Source organism: Xanthomonas sp. WHRI 7064, assembly GCF_040202355.2.
Taxonomy (GTDB): Bacteria; Pseudomonadota; Gammaproteobacteria; order Xanthomonadales; family Xanthomonadaceae; genus Xanthomonas; species Xanthomonas arboricola.
The window spans coordinates 4122412-4135376 of the sequence record NZ_CP167821.1 but is presented as its reverse complement, the minus strand read 5'-3'; the positions used below and the strand labels follow the sequence as shown (position 1 = coordinate 4135376).

Sequence of the window (12965 nt, the reverse complement as noted above, 5' to 3'; positions counted from 1 at the left end):
GCATAGCAAAAAGACCAGGAGGCCGCTAAATGCAAGCGTGCTCGCTTGCGTCCAACGAACGCGTGAGCCATGCGCGAGCGATGAATCAGCCACGTGCAGCAACCACAGTGCCTACCACGATCAAGCCGACACCGATCAGTCGTTGCCAGGTCAATGGCTCGGACAGTAGCCAGGCGCTCAGCAATACCACGATGACAAAGTTCATGCTCATAAAGGGATATGCATGGCTGAGTTCGAAGCGGGTCATTGCCGCCATCCAGGCGAGCGACGCCAGAAATGCGGCTGCAAAGCCGGAAAAGATTGCCGGATCCAGTAGCAGCATCACCAGGAATTTAAGCTTGGCCAGCGCTTCGGTGGGCAGTGCGCCCAACTTGCCGATACGCCACTTCAAGATGAGTTGCCCATACACCGTGAACACAATGGTGGCAACGATATAAAGATAATCCAGTGGACGAGCCATCAGTGATTGCTCAGCTGGTGCGTTGCTGTCTGCCGTGCATGCAGATCCGTGCTCCATTGACTTCGCTTCATATCTTCTTAAGCCGGTTGCTGGGAACAGGGGAGCGCTCTGTTGCGCTGCCGATATAGAGCCCGTCGGCGGCGGCATCACCCAATAGCAGCACGCCTGCACCCACGACCGTCCTGGTGCCAATGTGGATATGATCACGCAACGTTGCATTGACTCCGATGAAGCATTGCTCGTCGACCGTGACGCCGCCGGAAACGACCACGTGCGAAGCAAGGAAGCAATGATCTCGGATGATGGAATGGTGACCAATATGGTTGCCACTCCACAAGGTGACGTTGTTGCCGATTTGCACGAACGGTTGGATGGTGTTGTCTTCAAGAATGAAGCAATTCTCGCCTACCATGCCATCGTTCAGTAGAGTGGCACGGGTACTGATATAGCTTGCCAGTCGATATCCTGCCTGTTTTGCCGCAAGGTATTTTTCCTTGCGGATGGAATTCAGCTTCGAATAGCTCAGTGCCACAAAAACAAGGTGGCTCTCGGGAGGATAGTGCTCGGTCAGCTGCTCGAAGGCGATGACCGGTAGATCGCAGAAGGAATCCCCTTGTACGTAGGCGGCATCTACGGTGAAAGCTACGACTTCATAGTCGGAGTCGTGGCTGAAATAGTAATGGGCGAGTTGCGCAATGTCGCCCGAGCCAAAAATCACCAGCGATTGCTTGCTCATCGTTGCTTCCTTACGAGAATCGTAAATTCATAAAGCCCGTAGTCATGCAGTAGCGCTACATCGCGCGAATAGCGTCGCTTGCATAGATCGAAGTAGTGGCATGGATCTGCGTAGTAAAGATTGGGGCGCATGCGATCGGGGTCGGAATAACTGGTGAGGCAGTTGAACGAAAAACCAAGGCGGCTGGTTCGGTCCAGTATGTCGAGCGTGTTCTCGACATACGCTTGCCAGCGCTCTTCAGCCTGATCGAGGCGAACGTTGAAGATGCCGCTCGCGACACCATAGTCGCCGACACGGTCCGGTTCGCCTGCTACGGCGAAACGTGCGTGCGCATCACCTTGATAGCGCTTCTGCGCCGCATCGATCATGTTTGCGGAAACGTCGAAGCCGGCATAGTCAACGCACCCTCGGTCACGCAAGAATTCATAGAGTGCGCCATAGCCGCAGCCAAGGTCATTCAACGAGTATTCTTCAACGCCCTGACTGATCTTGCTTAACTGCTCGAATCTTAGCGACTGACTTGCTTCGCTATTCCAATCGACTCCCTTGGCGGTCTCTCCATACTGGGCGAGTTTTTCGTTGTAATAGCCTGCAACTTCAGCAAGAAGCTCAGCCTTTCCGCTTTGCATGGATCTGCCTCACGATCGTATAGGGACGCTGCTTGGTTTCGGAGAAAATCTTGGAGAGGTAGATGCCAATGATGCCTATAAACGAAATGATCATGCCCCCCAGCAACCAGATCGAAGCCATCACCGATGTCCACCCGCTGAGTGGTCGTGCCAGAAACGCCCAGTGAATGAGTAGGTAGCTAATGTAGGCAACAGAGATGCAGCAAATTGCTACGCCTGTGTAAAAAATGCTCACCAGCGGGACATTGCTGAACGAGGTTACTGAATTTATCAGCAGCGAGAGTTTTCGGTGCAATGTATAAGTGGTCTCGCTGGTGCTGTGCTTCTTGACAGGGCAGGCGCGCTGGTCGAAGCCGGTGATATGCCAGAGCCCGGCCATGAAAACTTCGCGCTCACGATGTTCTACAAGTGCTGACACATAGCGCTTTCGCATCAGCCTTGCGGTTACCACGTTTTCGGGAAGCATCATGCCTGTCAGTAGTTTGAATGCCCGGTAGAACCACTCACCACTCCATTGCTCAAATATGCCGCCCTTGCGTCGTTGCTGAGCGCCATAGACGACATCGCAATCGTCGCGCTGCATCTTTTCAAAAAACTGATGCAGCCATTCCGGCTCCTCCTCGAGATCGCTGTCGAGTAGAAAAACAAGTTCGCCACTGGCATGAGCGAGTCCTGTCATCATCGCTTTATGGTGACCGAAATTGCGGGACAGGTCGATGACCACTAGCATTGGGTCTGTCTCAGCTATAGCTAGGGCTAGCTCAAGGCTCTTGTCCGGGGATCCATCGTTGACCAGCAGGATCTCGTAATCATCACCAGCCAAATGCCGCGCCGCCGCCGTTGCTCGCGAGTGAAATTCCCTCAAGTAAGGCGCCGACTGGTATAGCGTCGCAACGATCGACAGCTTCATGGGCGTGCGTATCTCATGTAGTTGTGCGCATCTGGACCGCAGTTGAAGAGTAAGTCGAGCACGCTGACGCCATGGGTGAATTCTCCCCATAACTGCGGGTAGGGCGAGTATCCTGCGTAATCGAACCAGGTCAGCGCGATGCCAAACTCACGGAAGACAGCCTCATCGATGTAATTCTTGGCCGCAGGTCCTGAAAGGTATTCGGTGGCGCCTGCCTGTGCGCATAGGTCGGCCAGTCGTTCGGTTTTTCCTTCCAGCATCACGCGATCAGTCGAGCTGCTGATCTGGGTTGTGATGTTCAGTTGACGGCAAATTGCTTCAATGAAGCATCGATTCATCTGAGAAAGGTGGGTGTAGGAAGCGAAATAGAGTGGCTCCAGCCAGGTTGCGACCTGAGCAAAAAAAGGCGCACGACGATAGTTTTGAGAGAGCGCTCGCCAGTGCAATGCTGTCCACTCGTCGCCATCGAGCTCAGTTTCGGCAATTGTCTGGTGATACTTGCCCTTCGATAGAACCGGAACCGTTAGCCACTGAACGCCTTGCGGTGTTTTTATCTGGTTTCGATTGCGCCAATCCCGTCTGGTGTATTGCATATCGTCGTAGAGGATGAATTCATCCACTGCGCCGATGAGGTCAAAATAACCTTTCCAAGGGATATAGTTCGACTGCAGTATCGCGACTTTCTTGGTCATTGCGCATCGTTCCTTAAGCGGCTGAACAAGCGATAGCCGCCAGAGATGCCACACCGGTCCACATAACCAGCCTCGGTCAATTGAGTGGATATCGTCTTGAAATTGATGGCGCTCTCCCTGGTAAGGATATGTTCTGGTGCAAGGGACGAGCTGATCAGCGTCCGGAATGCAAGTGACGCCATCGTAGATCCATCGTCCAGATACAGGTAGGCGCTTGCCGCCTTCCGCTGCTCCAATGAAATCTGGCTGGGAACACTGGATAACATCAGGCCAAGATAATCGTCGCGCATCATGTATTGCGGAAAACTCGCAGACAACAGCAGCATGTTGCTCGCGATCTGGGTCGGTGCGAGGATCGTGCCTGCATTCCCGCATCGGATCGCCTGTTCCGAGCTCGCGCGGTCGGCTTCGCCGATTTTATAGCCGGGTGTTGATAGTGTCGCGCCGTTCTCGGGCCTGAGCACCGAGGTAGGCCCCCGCAGTGCGAAAAAACCAGTGATCGACACTATTAGCACTGTCAAAGCGGCACCGATGCGCCCGGCGTTGACAACTAGACCCAATGCCAGTGCAGGCATCAAAGGGAATGGCAAGAGATAGAATAGGCGCCAGTAGATGTTCTCCGTGGTGAGATGTTGAATCACGACATCGGAAATCCAAGGGTTGAGCAGCATGACGCCTAGCGCCATTACCCATGCAGCAAAAAAACGGCGGTATGGCGAGAATGCCAGCATCGCCAGCAAGGACACGGTAAATAGCCACGGTGTCAGTGGATATTCTGGATTGACAATCAAGCCAAGCTGATCGGCGAAGGATTTCGGGAATCCCGCGTTGATCTGGCTACCGGCCGAAATATTGTCCACGGCATAGAAGCGAAAGCTGACTGCCATGAGGATTACCGGAATCAGCGTGGCTCCATAACGTAGTCCCTGGGCCAGGTCGGTAGCATTGGGCAGCCGAATGGAAAGCTGCATGTGATTCGCGAAAGCGATGGTCAGCGCAAGAAAAGGAAGAAAGATCATTGCCGTCGGCGTTGCTGCAGCCATGGCCAGGCCAAGCGTGGCCAGTATCAGCCAATGTGACCAGCTGGGACGCCTCAGGTAACGCAAGGAAAAATAGATCCAGCTAGGTGCACCTACGGACAGGAACATATATTTGCCATGGAAGGCGCGCGCAATGCTCAGATTCCCGTAGCTGCGGTGTGTTTCTCCCAGAAGAAAAATCAACAGTAGATAGAATAGACTGCATAGAAGCACTGTGTTTGGACGGTTTTCGAAAAGACCGAGCAAGACGAGTGCCGCAGAATACATCAGAAATCCGACGATGCCAGGTAACAATACATGGTAAAGGTCCAGATACGGACGTCCCGTCAGATGTGCAAGTGCAGCCTGTGATAACTCGTAGTAGGGAAAGACACCTGAAATTGGGCGTTGCTCCACCGCAGCCAACCACGTGACCTGTGAGTCGATCTGTGCATCCGGATGTTCCAGGTAGAACAGGGACTTTGGGACATAGATCGAGTCGTCCACATCAGGGCGATTGATGGACATGGCCATCAGGCCCGACAGCATCGCCAAGGTTAACGCACCGGCAAAGTGCCAGCGCTGCCCACGGTTCTCTAAGCGCATGACCTGACGCCATATCTGTACCGTCATTGCCGTGACCGTAAGCGCGGCGGCTAGCCCTATCCCGTAGCAGGCAGTTGAAAAGGTCAGAGCCCTTGCATGGCAGACCATCAACACTAAGGTGGACAGCGCCAGAAAGGCCGCGAAGCCTGCCAGACAAGTGGCAAAAGGCGTATGGCCGGCAATCCCCCCGGGAACGTCATCTCTCTCGAAGTGCACGTCTATCACGTCCGCTTTCAGTACCGATATCAGGAGTCGGCCCCCGTCTTCCCGCTTACTGCATACTTCCAGCAAGTCACTGGTCAGGTACGCTCGGCCGAATCAAGACGCCCCGTCCGCCCAGTTTACTGTGCAAGCCATGTCCAGAGGGGTGTGGCGTGGATTTTGACGTCGCCGCGTCTGCTACCAGATCCGCACCCGCTGCTCGGGCGGCAGGTACAACTGCTCGCCCTGCTGCACATTGAACGCCGGATACCAGGCATCGAGGTTGCGCACGGTCTGCGCGCGGAAGCGTCCGGGTGCGTGCACGTCGGTGAGTACGGCGTTGCGTAGCGCCGCGTCGCGGTACTTGCCGCGCCAGGCCTGGGCAAAGCCCAGGAAAAAGCGCTGGTCCGGGCTGAAACCGTCGATGGTCTGCGGCTGCTTGCCCTGCAGCGACAGCTGATAGGCGTCGTAGGCAGTGGCCAGGCCGGCGACATCGGCGATGTTCTCGCCCAGCGTCAGCTTGCCGTTGACGCTCAGGTCGTCGAACGGCTTGTACGCACTGAACTGCGCGGCGAGCGCATTGCCGGCGGCCTCGAACTTTTTCAGGTCCTGCGGCGTCCACCAGTTGTGCAGTTCGCCATGTTCGTCGAACTGCGCGCCCATGTTGTCGAAGCTGTGGCTGATCTCGTGGCCGATCACCGCGCCGATGGCGCCGTAGTTCACCGCATCGTCTGCGGCCGGATCGAAGAACGGCGGCTGCAGGATCGCGGCCGGAAACAGCAGGCGGTTTTCCAGCGGTACGTTCAGCGCGTTGACCTCCTGCGGCAGCATGTACCACTCGCGGTGATCCACGGCCTTACCCAGCTTGGCCAGATTGCGCCGGTACTCGAACAGCTCGGCGCGCTGCACATTGCCCAGCGCGTCGTCGCGGCGCACATCCAGCGCGCTGTAGTCGCGCCAGGTGTCCGGATAGCCCACCGCCACCGTCAGCCCGGAAATCTTGGCCTTGGCATGCTGCTTGGTCTGCGGGCTCATCCACTCCAGCGCATCGATGCGTTTGCCGAAGGCGGTGACGATGTTCCTGACCATCTCCTCGGCACGCGTCTTGGTCTGGGCGCTGACGTACTTCTGCACATAGCGCTCGCCCACCGCTTCGCCCAGGGCCGCGTGGGTGGCGTCAATGCCGCGCTTCCAGCGCTGCCGTTGTTGCGGTGTGCCTTCCAGCGTGGTGCCGTAGAACGCAAAGCGCTCATCGGCAAAGGCCTTGGACAGATACGGCGAGGCGCGGTCCAGGGCGCGAAAGCTCAGGTAATCCTTCCAGGTCTGCAGCGACTCGGAGCGCACCAGCGCCGACAACCCGGTCACCGCGCCGGGCTGCCAGACGATGAAGTCCTGCTGCGCCTTCAGGCCGGCCGCTTCGAAGAACGGCGCCCAGTCCAGGCCGGGCGCGTTACGCGCAAAATCGGCCTGTTTCCAGGGGTTGGCGCCGGCCTGCACGTTGTTGGTCTGTTCGGCGGTGGCATGCACGCGCGCCATCGCGGTTTCCAGGGCCAGGATCCGCTCGGCCCTGGCCGCCGCGTCGTCGATGCCGGCCAGTTCCAGCAGCTTGACGATGTGCGCGCGGTAGGCGTCGCGCATCTGCGTCATGCGCCCGTCGTCCAGATAGAAGCTGCGGTCCGGCATGCCCAGGCCGCCCTGCACCAGATACGGCACGTAGCGGCCCGGGTGATGCAGATCCTGCGAGATCCACAGACCGAACAGCCGGTCGGTGTGGAAGTTGGTGGAGTTGAGCAGATCCACATCGGCGCGCAGCTGGCCGCCCAGGGTGCGCGCCAGCGCCTGCTTGTCATCCAGCTGCGCAATCGCGTCCAGTTCCGGTTGTACCGGGCGCACGCCCTTGGCCTCGATCCCGGCTTCGTCCATGTAGGCCGCGTAGTAATCGCCAATCTGCTTGTCTTCGCCGGTGACACGGTCGTTGGCGGCGGCGCCTTCGATGATGTCGCGGCTGTGCTGCTCGGTCTCGATCGCGATGCTGACGAAGCTGTTGAAGCTGGAGCGGTCGTCCGGGATCTGGGTGGTCCTGACCCAGTTGCCGCTGGCGTAGCTGAAGAAGTCGTTGCCTGGTGCCACGCTGCGGTCCATGCCTGCCGCATCAAAACCGAAATCGCCCAGTTTGGGCGTGGTGGGCGCGGGCTTGGCGTGCCCCGTCGTTGCCGGTGAGGTGCCATCGCGGTGGCACGAGGCGGTGCTCAGCAGGGCAGCCGACAGCGCAGCGATCAGGACAGGACGGTGCAGAAGAGCCATGCGAGTACAACTCGGAAACGAAAAACAGACATACCAGTGTAAATTGCCGCCGTCGCCACGTCCCGACGCGATGGCAGCGCGCAGCCGGCCTGGCGGCCTGCGGACACGCGCGGTTCAGCGCCGGCGCTGGTACCAGAAACCCAGCGCATCGCGGGTCTGCAGCATGCCGCGCCCGCGCCACAGAAAGCGCAACAGCAGGCTCAGGTGCTCGCGCTTGGAAAAGCTGCGCAGCTTGCGGTCGGAGGTGTGTACGGTCTGGCGCAGGATCACGAACCGCCCGCAGCGTGCCAGCGCGCGACTCAATGCCACGTCTTCGCCGGCGTAGTAACGCGTATCGAAGCCGCCGGCGCTGACGTATGCCGCGCGCGTGCAGAACAGGAAGCAGCCCGGGGCAATGCCGCTGAGACGGAACAGCCAGCCGAACGTCGCCTGCGCCATGCGTTCGAACCAGGCGCGCCTGCCCTGCAGATGCACCTGCGCGCCACCGCCGACCGCGCCGTTATCCAGCGCCGCCAGCGCCGCGCCGACCACCTGCGGGTTGATCAGCGTATCGGCGTCCAGAAACAGCAGGCGATCGCCTTGCGCCTGCTGCGCGCCGGCATTGCGGGTGGCGGCAATATGGCGCAGTTGCACCTCCAGCACCTGCGCACCGGCCGCGCGCGCGATGGCGGCGGTGTCGTCCTCGCAGGCATCGGCCACCACGATGACCTCGTAGTCCAGCTGCATGGCCTGCGCACAGGCCTGCAGGCATTGCAGCGTCTGGCCGATCAGCGCGGCCTCGTCATGGGCGGGGATTACGAACGACAGCATGGCAGGACGTGGCACTCGGACGGTGGTGATGCCAAGTGTGCGAGCCATACCGGTGCGATGGCGTGAGCGCACGCAATCGCCGCACAGCTGCGACTGCGTGCACTCACGTGAGCACGCTCAGCGGCTGAGCGCGCCCATCATCGCTTCCGGATACCGCGTACCGGATGCGGCCTGCAACGGGAAGATCGCATCGATGCGTGCGAGCTCGTCCGGCATCAGCGCCACATCGAGCGCGCCCAGGTTTTCTTCCAGGTAGGCCAGCCGCTTGGTGCCCGGGATCGGCACCAGGTCCTGGCCCTGCGCCAGCACCCAGGCCAGCGCCAGCTGCCCCGGCGTGATGCCCTTGTCGGCGGCGATCGCCTTGACCTGCTCCACCAGTTGCAGGTTGCGGGTGAAGTTCTCGCCCTGGAAACGCGGCGAATGGCGACGGTAATCGTCGGCCTCGAAGTCGTCCGGCGAGGCGAATGCGCCGGTCAGGAACCCGCGGCCCAGCGGCGAATACGGAACGAATCCGATCCCGAGCTCACGCACGGTGGCAAAGACGCCGTTGTCCTCGGGCTCGCGCGACCACAGCGAGTATTCGGTCTGCACCGCGGTGATGGGATGCACCGCATGCGCACGGCGGATGGTGGCTGCAGCGGCTTCCGACAGCCCCAGGAAACGCACCTTGCCCTGTTCGACTAGCCGCGACATCGCACCGACGGTGTCTTCGATCGGCACATTGGGGTCCACGCGGTGCTGGTAGTACAAGTCGATGTGCTCCACGCCCAGGCGGCGCAGGCTGGCTTCGCAGGCCGCTTGCACATAGTCCGGGCTGCCGTCGATGCCGCGCACCGACGGGTCGTTGGGGTCGAGCTTGATGCCGAACTTGGTGGCCAGGAACACCTCGTGCCGGCGCGCGGCAATGGCCTTGCCGACCAGGATTTCATTGGTGTGCGGGCCGTACATGTCGGCGGTGTCGAGCAGGCTGACGCCGTGGTCGAGGGCGCGATGGATCACCGCGATCGAGCCGGCCTCGTCGCTGCGATCGCCGTAGAACGCGCTCATGCCCATACAGCCGAGGCCGAGCGCAGAGACGGTGGGGCCGGAACGGCCAAGCGTGCGGGTTTGCATGGTGGAGGAAACTCCGTGCGGCGAACAAGTCAGGGGAGGATGCGGCGACGTGCGTTAGCACGATGTGGCCCATGCGATGACGGGCCATGGGCGGCTGGCGGGCTGCCGTGGCGTCCGCCGAGCGCGCAGGCAAACGGCGCACAGCCAAGCAGTCGGCAGCACAGCGCGCAAAAGGCGGGCGGGCGACGCGACTCAACGCAAGAGCCCGCGCATGTCGGCAGGCCAGGGCCCACCGCCATGCACGGGTGTTCTTATGTAGGCGCTACCACTGGCCGCTTCAGCCCTTGAGCTTGCCGGCGAATTCGGCCACGCGCTTGCCGAGCAGCTTGGCGGTTTCCAGATCGCCGCTGCGCGGCGCTTCTTCCGGCGAGGCATCGGAGGGCGAGATCGCCAGCGCGCCTGCCGAGCCGGCGGTCCAATTGATGTCCTGCGGACCGTGCGCCTTGGTGTTGGACGGCAGCAGGCCGGTACCCACCCAGACCTGGCCGTGCTGCTGCGACAGCGTCCAGAAATACTGGATGGTGGCGTACTTGTCGCCGTTCACCGAGGCCGAGTTGGTGAAGCCGGCGGCGATCTTGTCCTTCCAGGCCTGCGCAAACCACGGCTTGGAGCTGGCGTCGGCAAACTTCTTGAACTGCCACGCCGGCCCGCCCATGTAGGTGGGGCTGCCGTAGATGATGGCGTCGGCTGCGCCGATCGCCTCCCAGGCGTCGTCGGGCAGGTTGCCGTCCTGATCGATGCGGTACAGCGTGGCCTCGCCGACACTGGCGGCGCCGGCATGCACGGCCTCGGCCAGTTTGACGGTGTGGCCGTAGCCGCTGAAGTAGATGATGGCGATCTTGCTCATGCGCAGTCCTGTGGGTCGAGGGGGCCCCGATTGTGACCACACATGCCGTGTCAGGTTAATGACCATCGACGGGACGTACTGTTGCCGGGCTCATCAGCGCCCGGGATCGCCCATGCTGTCGACCAGGTAGTCGATGAAGCTGCGCACCTTCGGGGCCAGGTGGCTGCGGCTGGTATAGACGGCAAAGATGCCGATCTCCCCCAGTGCGTACTGCGGAAGGATGCGCACCAGCCGGCCGGCCGCCAGATGCTCGTCGGCCAGGAAGTCCGGCTGCATTGCGATGCCCAGGCCGGCCACCGCCGCCGCGCTCAGCACATGCCCGTTGTTGGCGCGCAGGCTGCCGTGGATGCGCACATCGCTATCGCCATCGGGCCCATGGAAGCGCACCTCGTCGCCGTTGGGCGAGTAGTGGTACAGCAGGCAGTCGTGGCCGGCCAGGTCGGACGGATGCATCGGGGTGCCGGCGCGTGCCAGGTAGGCCGGCGCCGCGCAGGGCACCAGGCGGACCGTGCCCAGGCGCCGGGCAATCAGCGTCGGCGCCGGCTGCCGGGTGATACGGATGGCGACATCGAAGCCTTCTTCGACCATGTCCACCAGCCGGTCCGACAGCGACAGGTCCAGTTCCACCTGCGGGTAGCGCGCGCAAAAGCCTGGCAGCAGCGCGGCCAGGCGCTCGATGCCATAGCTCACCGGCGCATTGACGCGCAGCACCCCGGCCGGCTCCAGCGCCTGCGCGCCGACCGTGGCCTCCAGATCGTCCAGGTCGGCCAGCAGTTGCAGGCAGCGCTGGTAATACGCGGTGCCGGCGCTGGTCAGGCTGACCCGCCGGGTGGTGCGGTTGAGCAGGCGGGTGCCCAGCCGTTGCTCGAGCGCGGCGACCTGCCGGGTCACGCTGGCAGTAGAGCGGTCCAGCGCATCGGCGGCCGCACTGAAGCCGCTGCGTTCGGCCACTGCTGCGAACACGCGCATCGCATCGAGGGTATCCATGGATGTCCGATTGTTGCTTTGATCGCAATAAATTATCCGAACTAAAACTATTTATCAGAAATTTGTAAGTAATAGGCTGTGCAGGTCCTCACTGGAGTCCGTCCAATGTCCACCTCGCTTGCTTCCCCGCGTACCGCTGCCTATGGCGCCGCCTTGTTGCGCATCAGCCTGGGCGCGCTGTTCCTGGTCCACGGCCTGATCAAGTTGCTGGTGTTCACCCCGGCCGGCACCGTGGCTTATTTCCACTCGCTGGGCCTGCCGGGCGCGCTGGCCTATCTCACCATTGCGCTGGAACTGGGTCTGGGCCTGTCCCTGCTGCTGGGCATCTATGCGCGCTGGATCGGGTTGCTGGGCGTGCCGCTGCTGCTGGGCACCATCGTCAGCGTGCACGGCGGCAACGGCTTCGGTTTCTCCAATCCGGGCGGCGGCTGGGAATACCCGGCGCTGTGGGCGGTGTTGCTGATCGTGCAAGCCCTGCTCGGCGAAGGCGCGTGGGCGCTGAAGCCGGCGCGTTGAGGCTGCCTGTCGTTCTTCCGAGGAGTACGCCATGACCCGTTTGCCTTCCCTGTACATCTCGCACGGATCGCCGATGACTGCGCTGCAGCCGGGGCAGGTCGGCGAGCGCCTGGCCGAGCTCGCACAGACCTTGCCGCGGCCGCGCGCGATCGTCGTTGCGTCCGCGCACTGGCTGGGCCGTCGCCCGCTGGTCAGCGCCGCGGCGCGGCCGCCCACCATTCACGACTTCGGCGGCTTCCCGGCGCCGCTGTACGAGCTGGAATATCCCGCGCCCGGCGAGCCGGCGCTGGCGCAGCAGATCCTGCGCCGGCTGGAACAGGCCGGCCTGCATCCGCATCTGGATCCGCAGCGCGGCTTCGATCATGGCGTGTGGGTGCCGCTGCGCCTGCTGTATCCGGCCGCCGACATCCCGGTGGTGTCGGTGTCGATCCAGCCCGAGCTGGGGCCGGCACACCAGTTTGCGGTCGGTCGCGCGCTGGCGCCGCTGCGCGAGGACGGGGTGCTGGTGATCGGCTCGGGCAGCATCACCCATAACCTGCACGACTTCCGCCATGGCTACAGCGCCGAGCGCGAGGCGCCCTATGTGCGGCCCTTCATCGAGTGGACCGAGCGCAAACTGGTGGAGGACGACATCGCCGCGTTGCTGGACTATCGCCGGCAGGCACCGCATGCCGCACGGGCGCATCCCACCGACGAGCACCTGTTGCCGCTGTACGTGGCGATGGGCGCCGCCGGCGCCGACCGGCTCGGCGCACGGCGCATCGATGCCGGCATCGACGCGGGATTTCTGGCGATGGATATCTACCGGTTCGACGGCGATCCCGGTGATGATCGCGCGCTTGCGGGCCCGGTCGCCGCCTGAGCCCTGGCGGACGCAGCACGCCTGCAGCGTCGCTGTCATCGACGGTGCAGGCGGCATGCCGGCCCCGCAATCCCGAGGCACCACCCAGCCGCCTGCAAGCCAAGGCATGTGGCCAGTTACTGCCGCTGCAAGCCGCTGTGGTACGGTGGCTATAGCCCGCAAGACCCATGGCGATACGGCTTGGTACCTACGGCATACCGGCCCGCAGCGACCAGGCATGCTGCCCGCAAGAGCCGGCAGCGCAGCGACAGGCATGCTGCCCACAAGAGCCGG

Annotated in this window: 13 protein-coding genes; 2 read left to right on the top strand and 11 right to left on the bottom strand. The window is 61.9% G+C overall.

Annotation, left to right across the window (positions count from 1 at the left end):
• Positions 1-85 precede the first annotated feature (85 nt).
• The 11 genes from ABQY74_RS17555 to ABQY74_RS17505 all read right to left on the bottom strand — a co-directional run bounded on the left by ABQY74_RS17555 (position 86) and on the right by ABQY74_RS17505 (position 11314).
• Positions 86-460, bottom strand: coding sequence for an EamA family transporter (locus tag ABQY74_RS17555; protein WP_039518732.1), 375 nt, complete (start codon positions 458-460; stop codon positions 86-88).
• Positions 461-527: 67 nt separating this feature from the next.
• Positions 528-1196, bottom strand: coding sequence for an acetyltransferase (locus ABQY74_RS17550; RefSeq protein ID WP_104555173.1), 669 nt, complete (start codon positions 1194-1196; stop codon positions 528-530).
• Positions 1193-1825 (bottom strand): class I SAM-dependent methyltransferase, encoded by a 633-nt coding sequence (locus ABQY74_RS17545; RefSeq protein ID WP_046344529.1) that lies wholly within the window; start codon positions 1823-1825, stop codon positions 1193-1195. Before ABQY74_RS17545 ends, ABQY74_RS17550 begins: the two co-directional genes overlap by 4 nt.
• Positions 1806-2735, bottom strand: a complete 930-nt coding sequence (locus ABQY74_RS17540) for a glycosyltransferase family 2 protein (RefSeq protein WP_349792507.1) — start codon at positions 2733-2735, stop codon at positions 1806-1808. Before ABQY74_RS17540 ends, ABQY74_RS17545 begins: the two co-directional genes overlap by 20 nt.
• Positions 2732-3427 (bottom strand): WbqC family protein, encoded by a 696-nt coding sequence (locus tag ABQY74_RS17535; RefSeq protein WP_046344525.1) that lies wholly within the window; start codon positions 3425-3427, stop codon positions 2732-2734. The genes ABQY74_RS17540 and ABQY74_RS17535 overlap by 4 nt, the downstream gene beginning before the upstream one ends.
• On the bottom strand, positions 3424-5277 hold the full coding sequence (locus ABQY74_RS17530; RefSeq protein ID WP_146092811.1) for a DUF6077 domain-containing protein: 1854 nt from the start codon (positions 5275-5277) through the stop codon (positions 3424-3426). The genes ABQY74_RS17535 and ABQY74_RS17530 overlap by 4 nt, the downstream gene beginning before the upstream one ends.
• 174 nt (positions 5278-5451) lie before the next feature.
• Positions 5452-7521 (bottom strand): M13 family metallopeptidase, encoded by a 2070-nt coding sequence (locus tag ABQY74_RS17525; protein ID WP_349792689.1) that lies wholly within the window; start codon positions 7519-7521, stop codon positions 5452-5454.
• 150 nt (positions 7522-7671) lie between these two features.
• Complete coding sequence (locus ABQY74_RS17520) at positions 7672-8367, bottom strand: glycosyltransferase (RefSeq protein WP_102251142.1); 696 nt, start codon at positions 8365-8367, stop codon at positions 7672-7674.
• 117 nt (positions 8368-8484) lie between these two features.
• The gene (locus ABQY74_RS17515) at positions 8485-9480 is read right to left on the bottom strand and encodes an aldo/keto reductase (RefSeq protein WP_024940767.1); all 996 of its coding nucleotides are present in this window, start codon (positions 9478-9480) and stop codon (positions 8485-8487) included.
• A 277-nt stretch (positions 9481-9757) separates the two neighbouring features.
• Positions 9758-10327: a flavodoxin family protein gene (locus tag ABQY74_RS17510; RefSeq protein WP_039518741.1), complete on the bottom strand. Its 570-nt coding sequence runs from the start codon at positions 10325-10327 to the stop codon at positions 9758-9760.
• Positions 10328-10420: 93 nt separating this feature from the next.
• A complete protein-coding gene (locus ABQY74_RS17505; protein WP_047127395.1) occupies positions 10421-11314 on the bottom strand; it encodes a LysR family transcriptional regulator in 894 nt (297 codons plus the stop codon).
• A gap of 105 nt (positions 11315-11419) precedes the next feature.
• Between ABQY74_RS17505 and ABQY74_RS17500 the strand changes: the two genes are divergently transcribed.
• A complete protein-coding gene (locus ABQY74_RS17500; RefSeq protein WP_039518743.1) occupies positions 11420-11830 on the top strand; it encodes a DoxX family protein in 411 nt (136 codons plus the stop codon).
• Between the two features lie 31 nt (positions 11831-11861).
• A complete protein-coding gene (locus ABQY74_RS17495) occupies positions 11862-12692 on the top strand; it encodes a class III extradiol ring-cleavage dioxygenase (RefSeq protein ID WP_349792502.1) in 831 nt (276 codons plus the stop codon).
• The last annotated feature ends 273 nt before the right edge of the window (positions 12693-12965 follow it).

Coding starts and splice junctions, on each gene's coding strand:
- ABQY74_RS17555 (WP_039518732.1), bottom strand. CDS start 460: ATGGCTCGTCCACTGGATTATCTTTATATCGTTGCCACCATTGTGTTC.
- ABQY74_RS17550 (WP_104555173.1), bottom strand. CDS start 1,196: ATGAGCAAGCAATCGCTGGTGATTTTTGGCTCGGGCGACATTGCGCAA.
- ABQY74_RS17545 (WP_046344529.1), bottom strand. CDS start 1,825: ATGCAAAGCGGAAAGGCTGAGCTTCTTGCTGAAGTTGCAGGCTATTAC.
- ABQY74_RS17540 (WP_349792507.1), bottom strand. CDS start 2,735: ATGAAGCTGTCGATCGTTGCGACGCTATACCAGTCGGCGCCTTACTTG.
- ABQY74_RS17535 (WP_046344525.1), bottom strand. CDS start 3,427: ATGACCAAGAAAGTCGCGATACTGCAGTCGAACTATATCCCTTGGAAA.
- ABQY74_RS17520 (WP_102251142.1), bottom strand. CDS start 8,367: ATGCTGTCGTTCGTAATCCCCGCCCATGACGAGGCCGCGCTGATCGGC.
- ABQY74_RS17515 (WP_024940767.1), bottom strand. CDS start 9,480: ATGCAAACCCGCACGCTTGGCCGTTCCGGCCCCACCGTCTCTGCGCTC.
- ABQY74_RS17510 (WP_039518741.1), bottom strand. CDS start 10,327: ATGAGCAAGATCGCCATCATCTACTTCAGCGGCTACGGCCACACCGTC.
- ABQY74_RS17505 (WP_047127395.1), bottom strand. CDS start 11,314: ATGGATACCCTCGATGCGATGCGCGTGTTCGCAGCAGTGGCCGAACGC.
- ABQY74_RS17500 (WP_039518743.1), top strand. CDS start 11,420: ATGTCCACCTCGCTTGCTTCCCCGCGTACCGCTGCCTATGGCGCCGCC.
- ABQY74_RS17495 (WP_349792502.1), top strand. CDS start 11,862: ATGACCCGTTTGCCTTCCCTGTACATCTCGCACGGATCGCCGATGACT.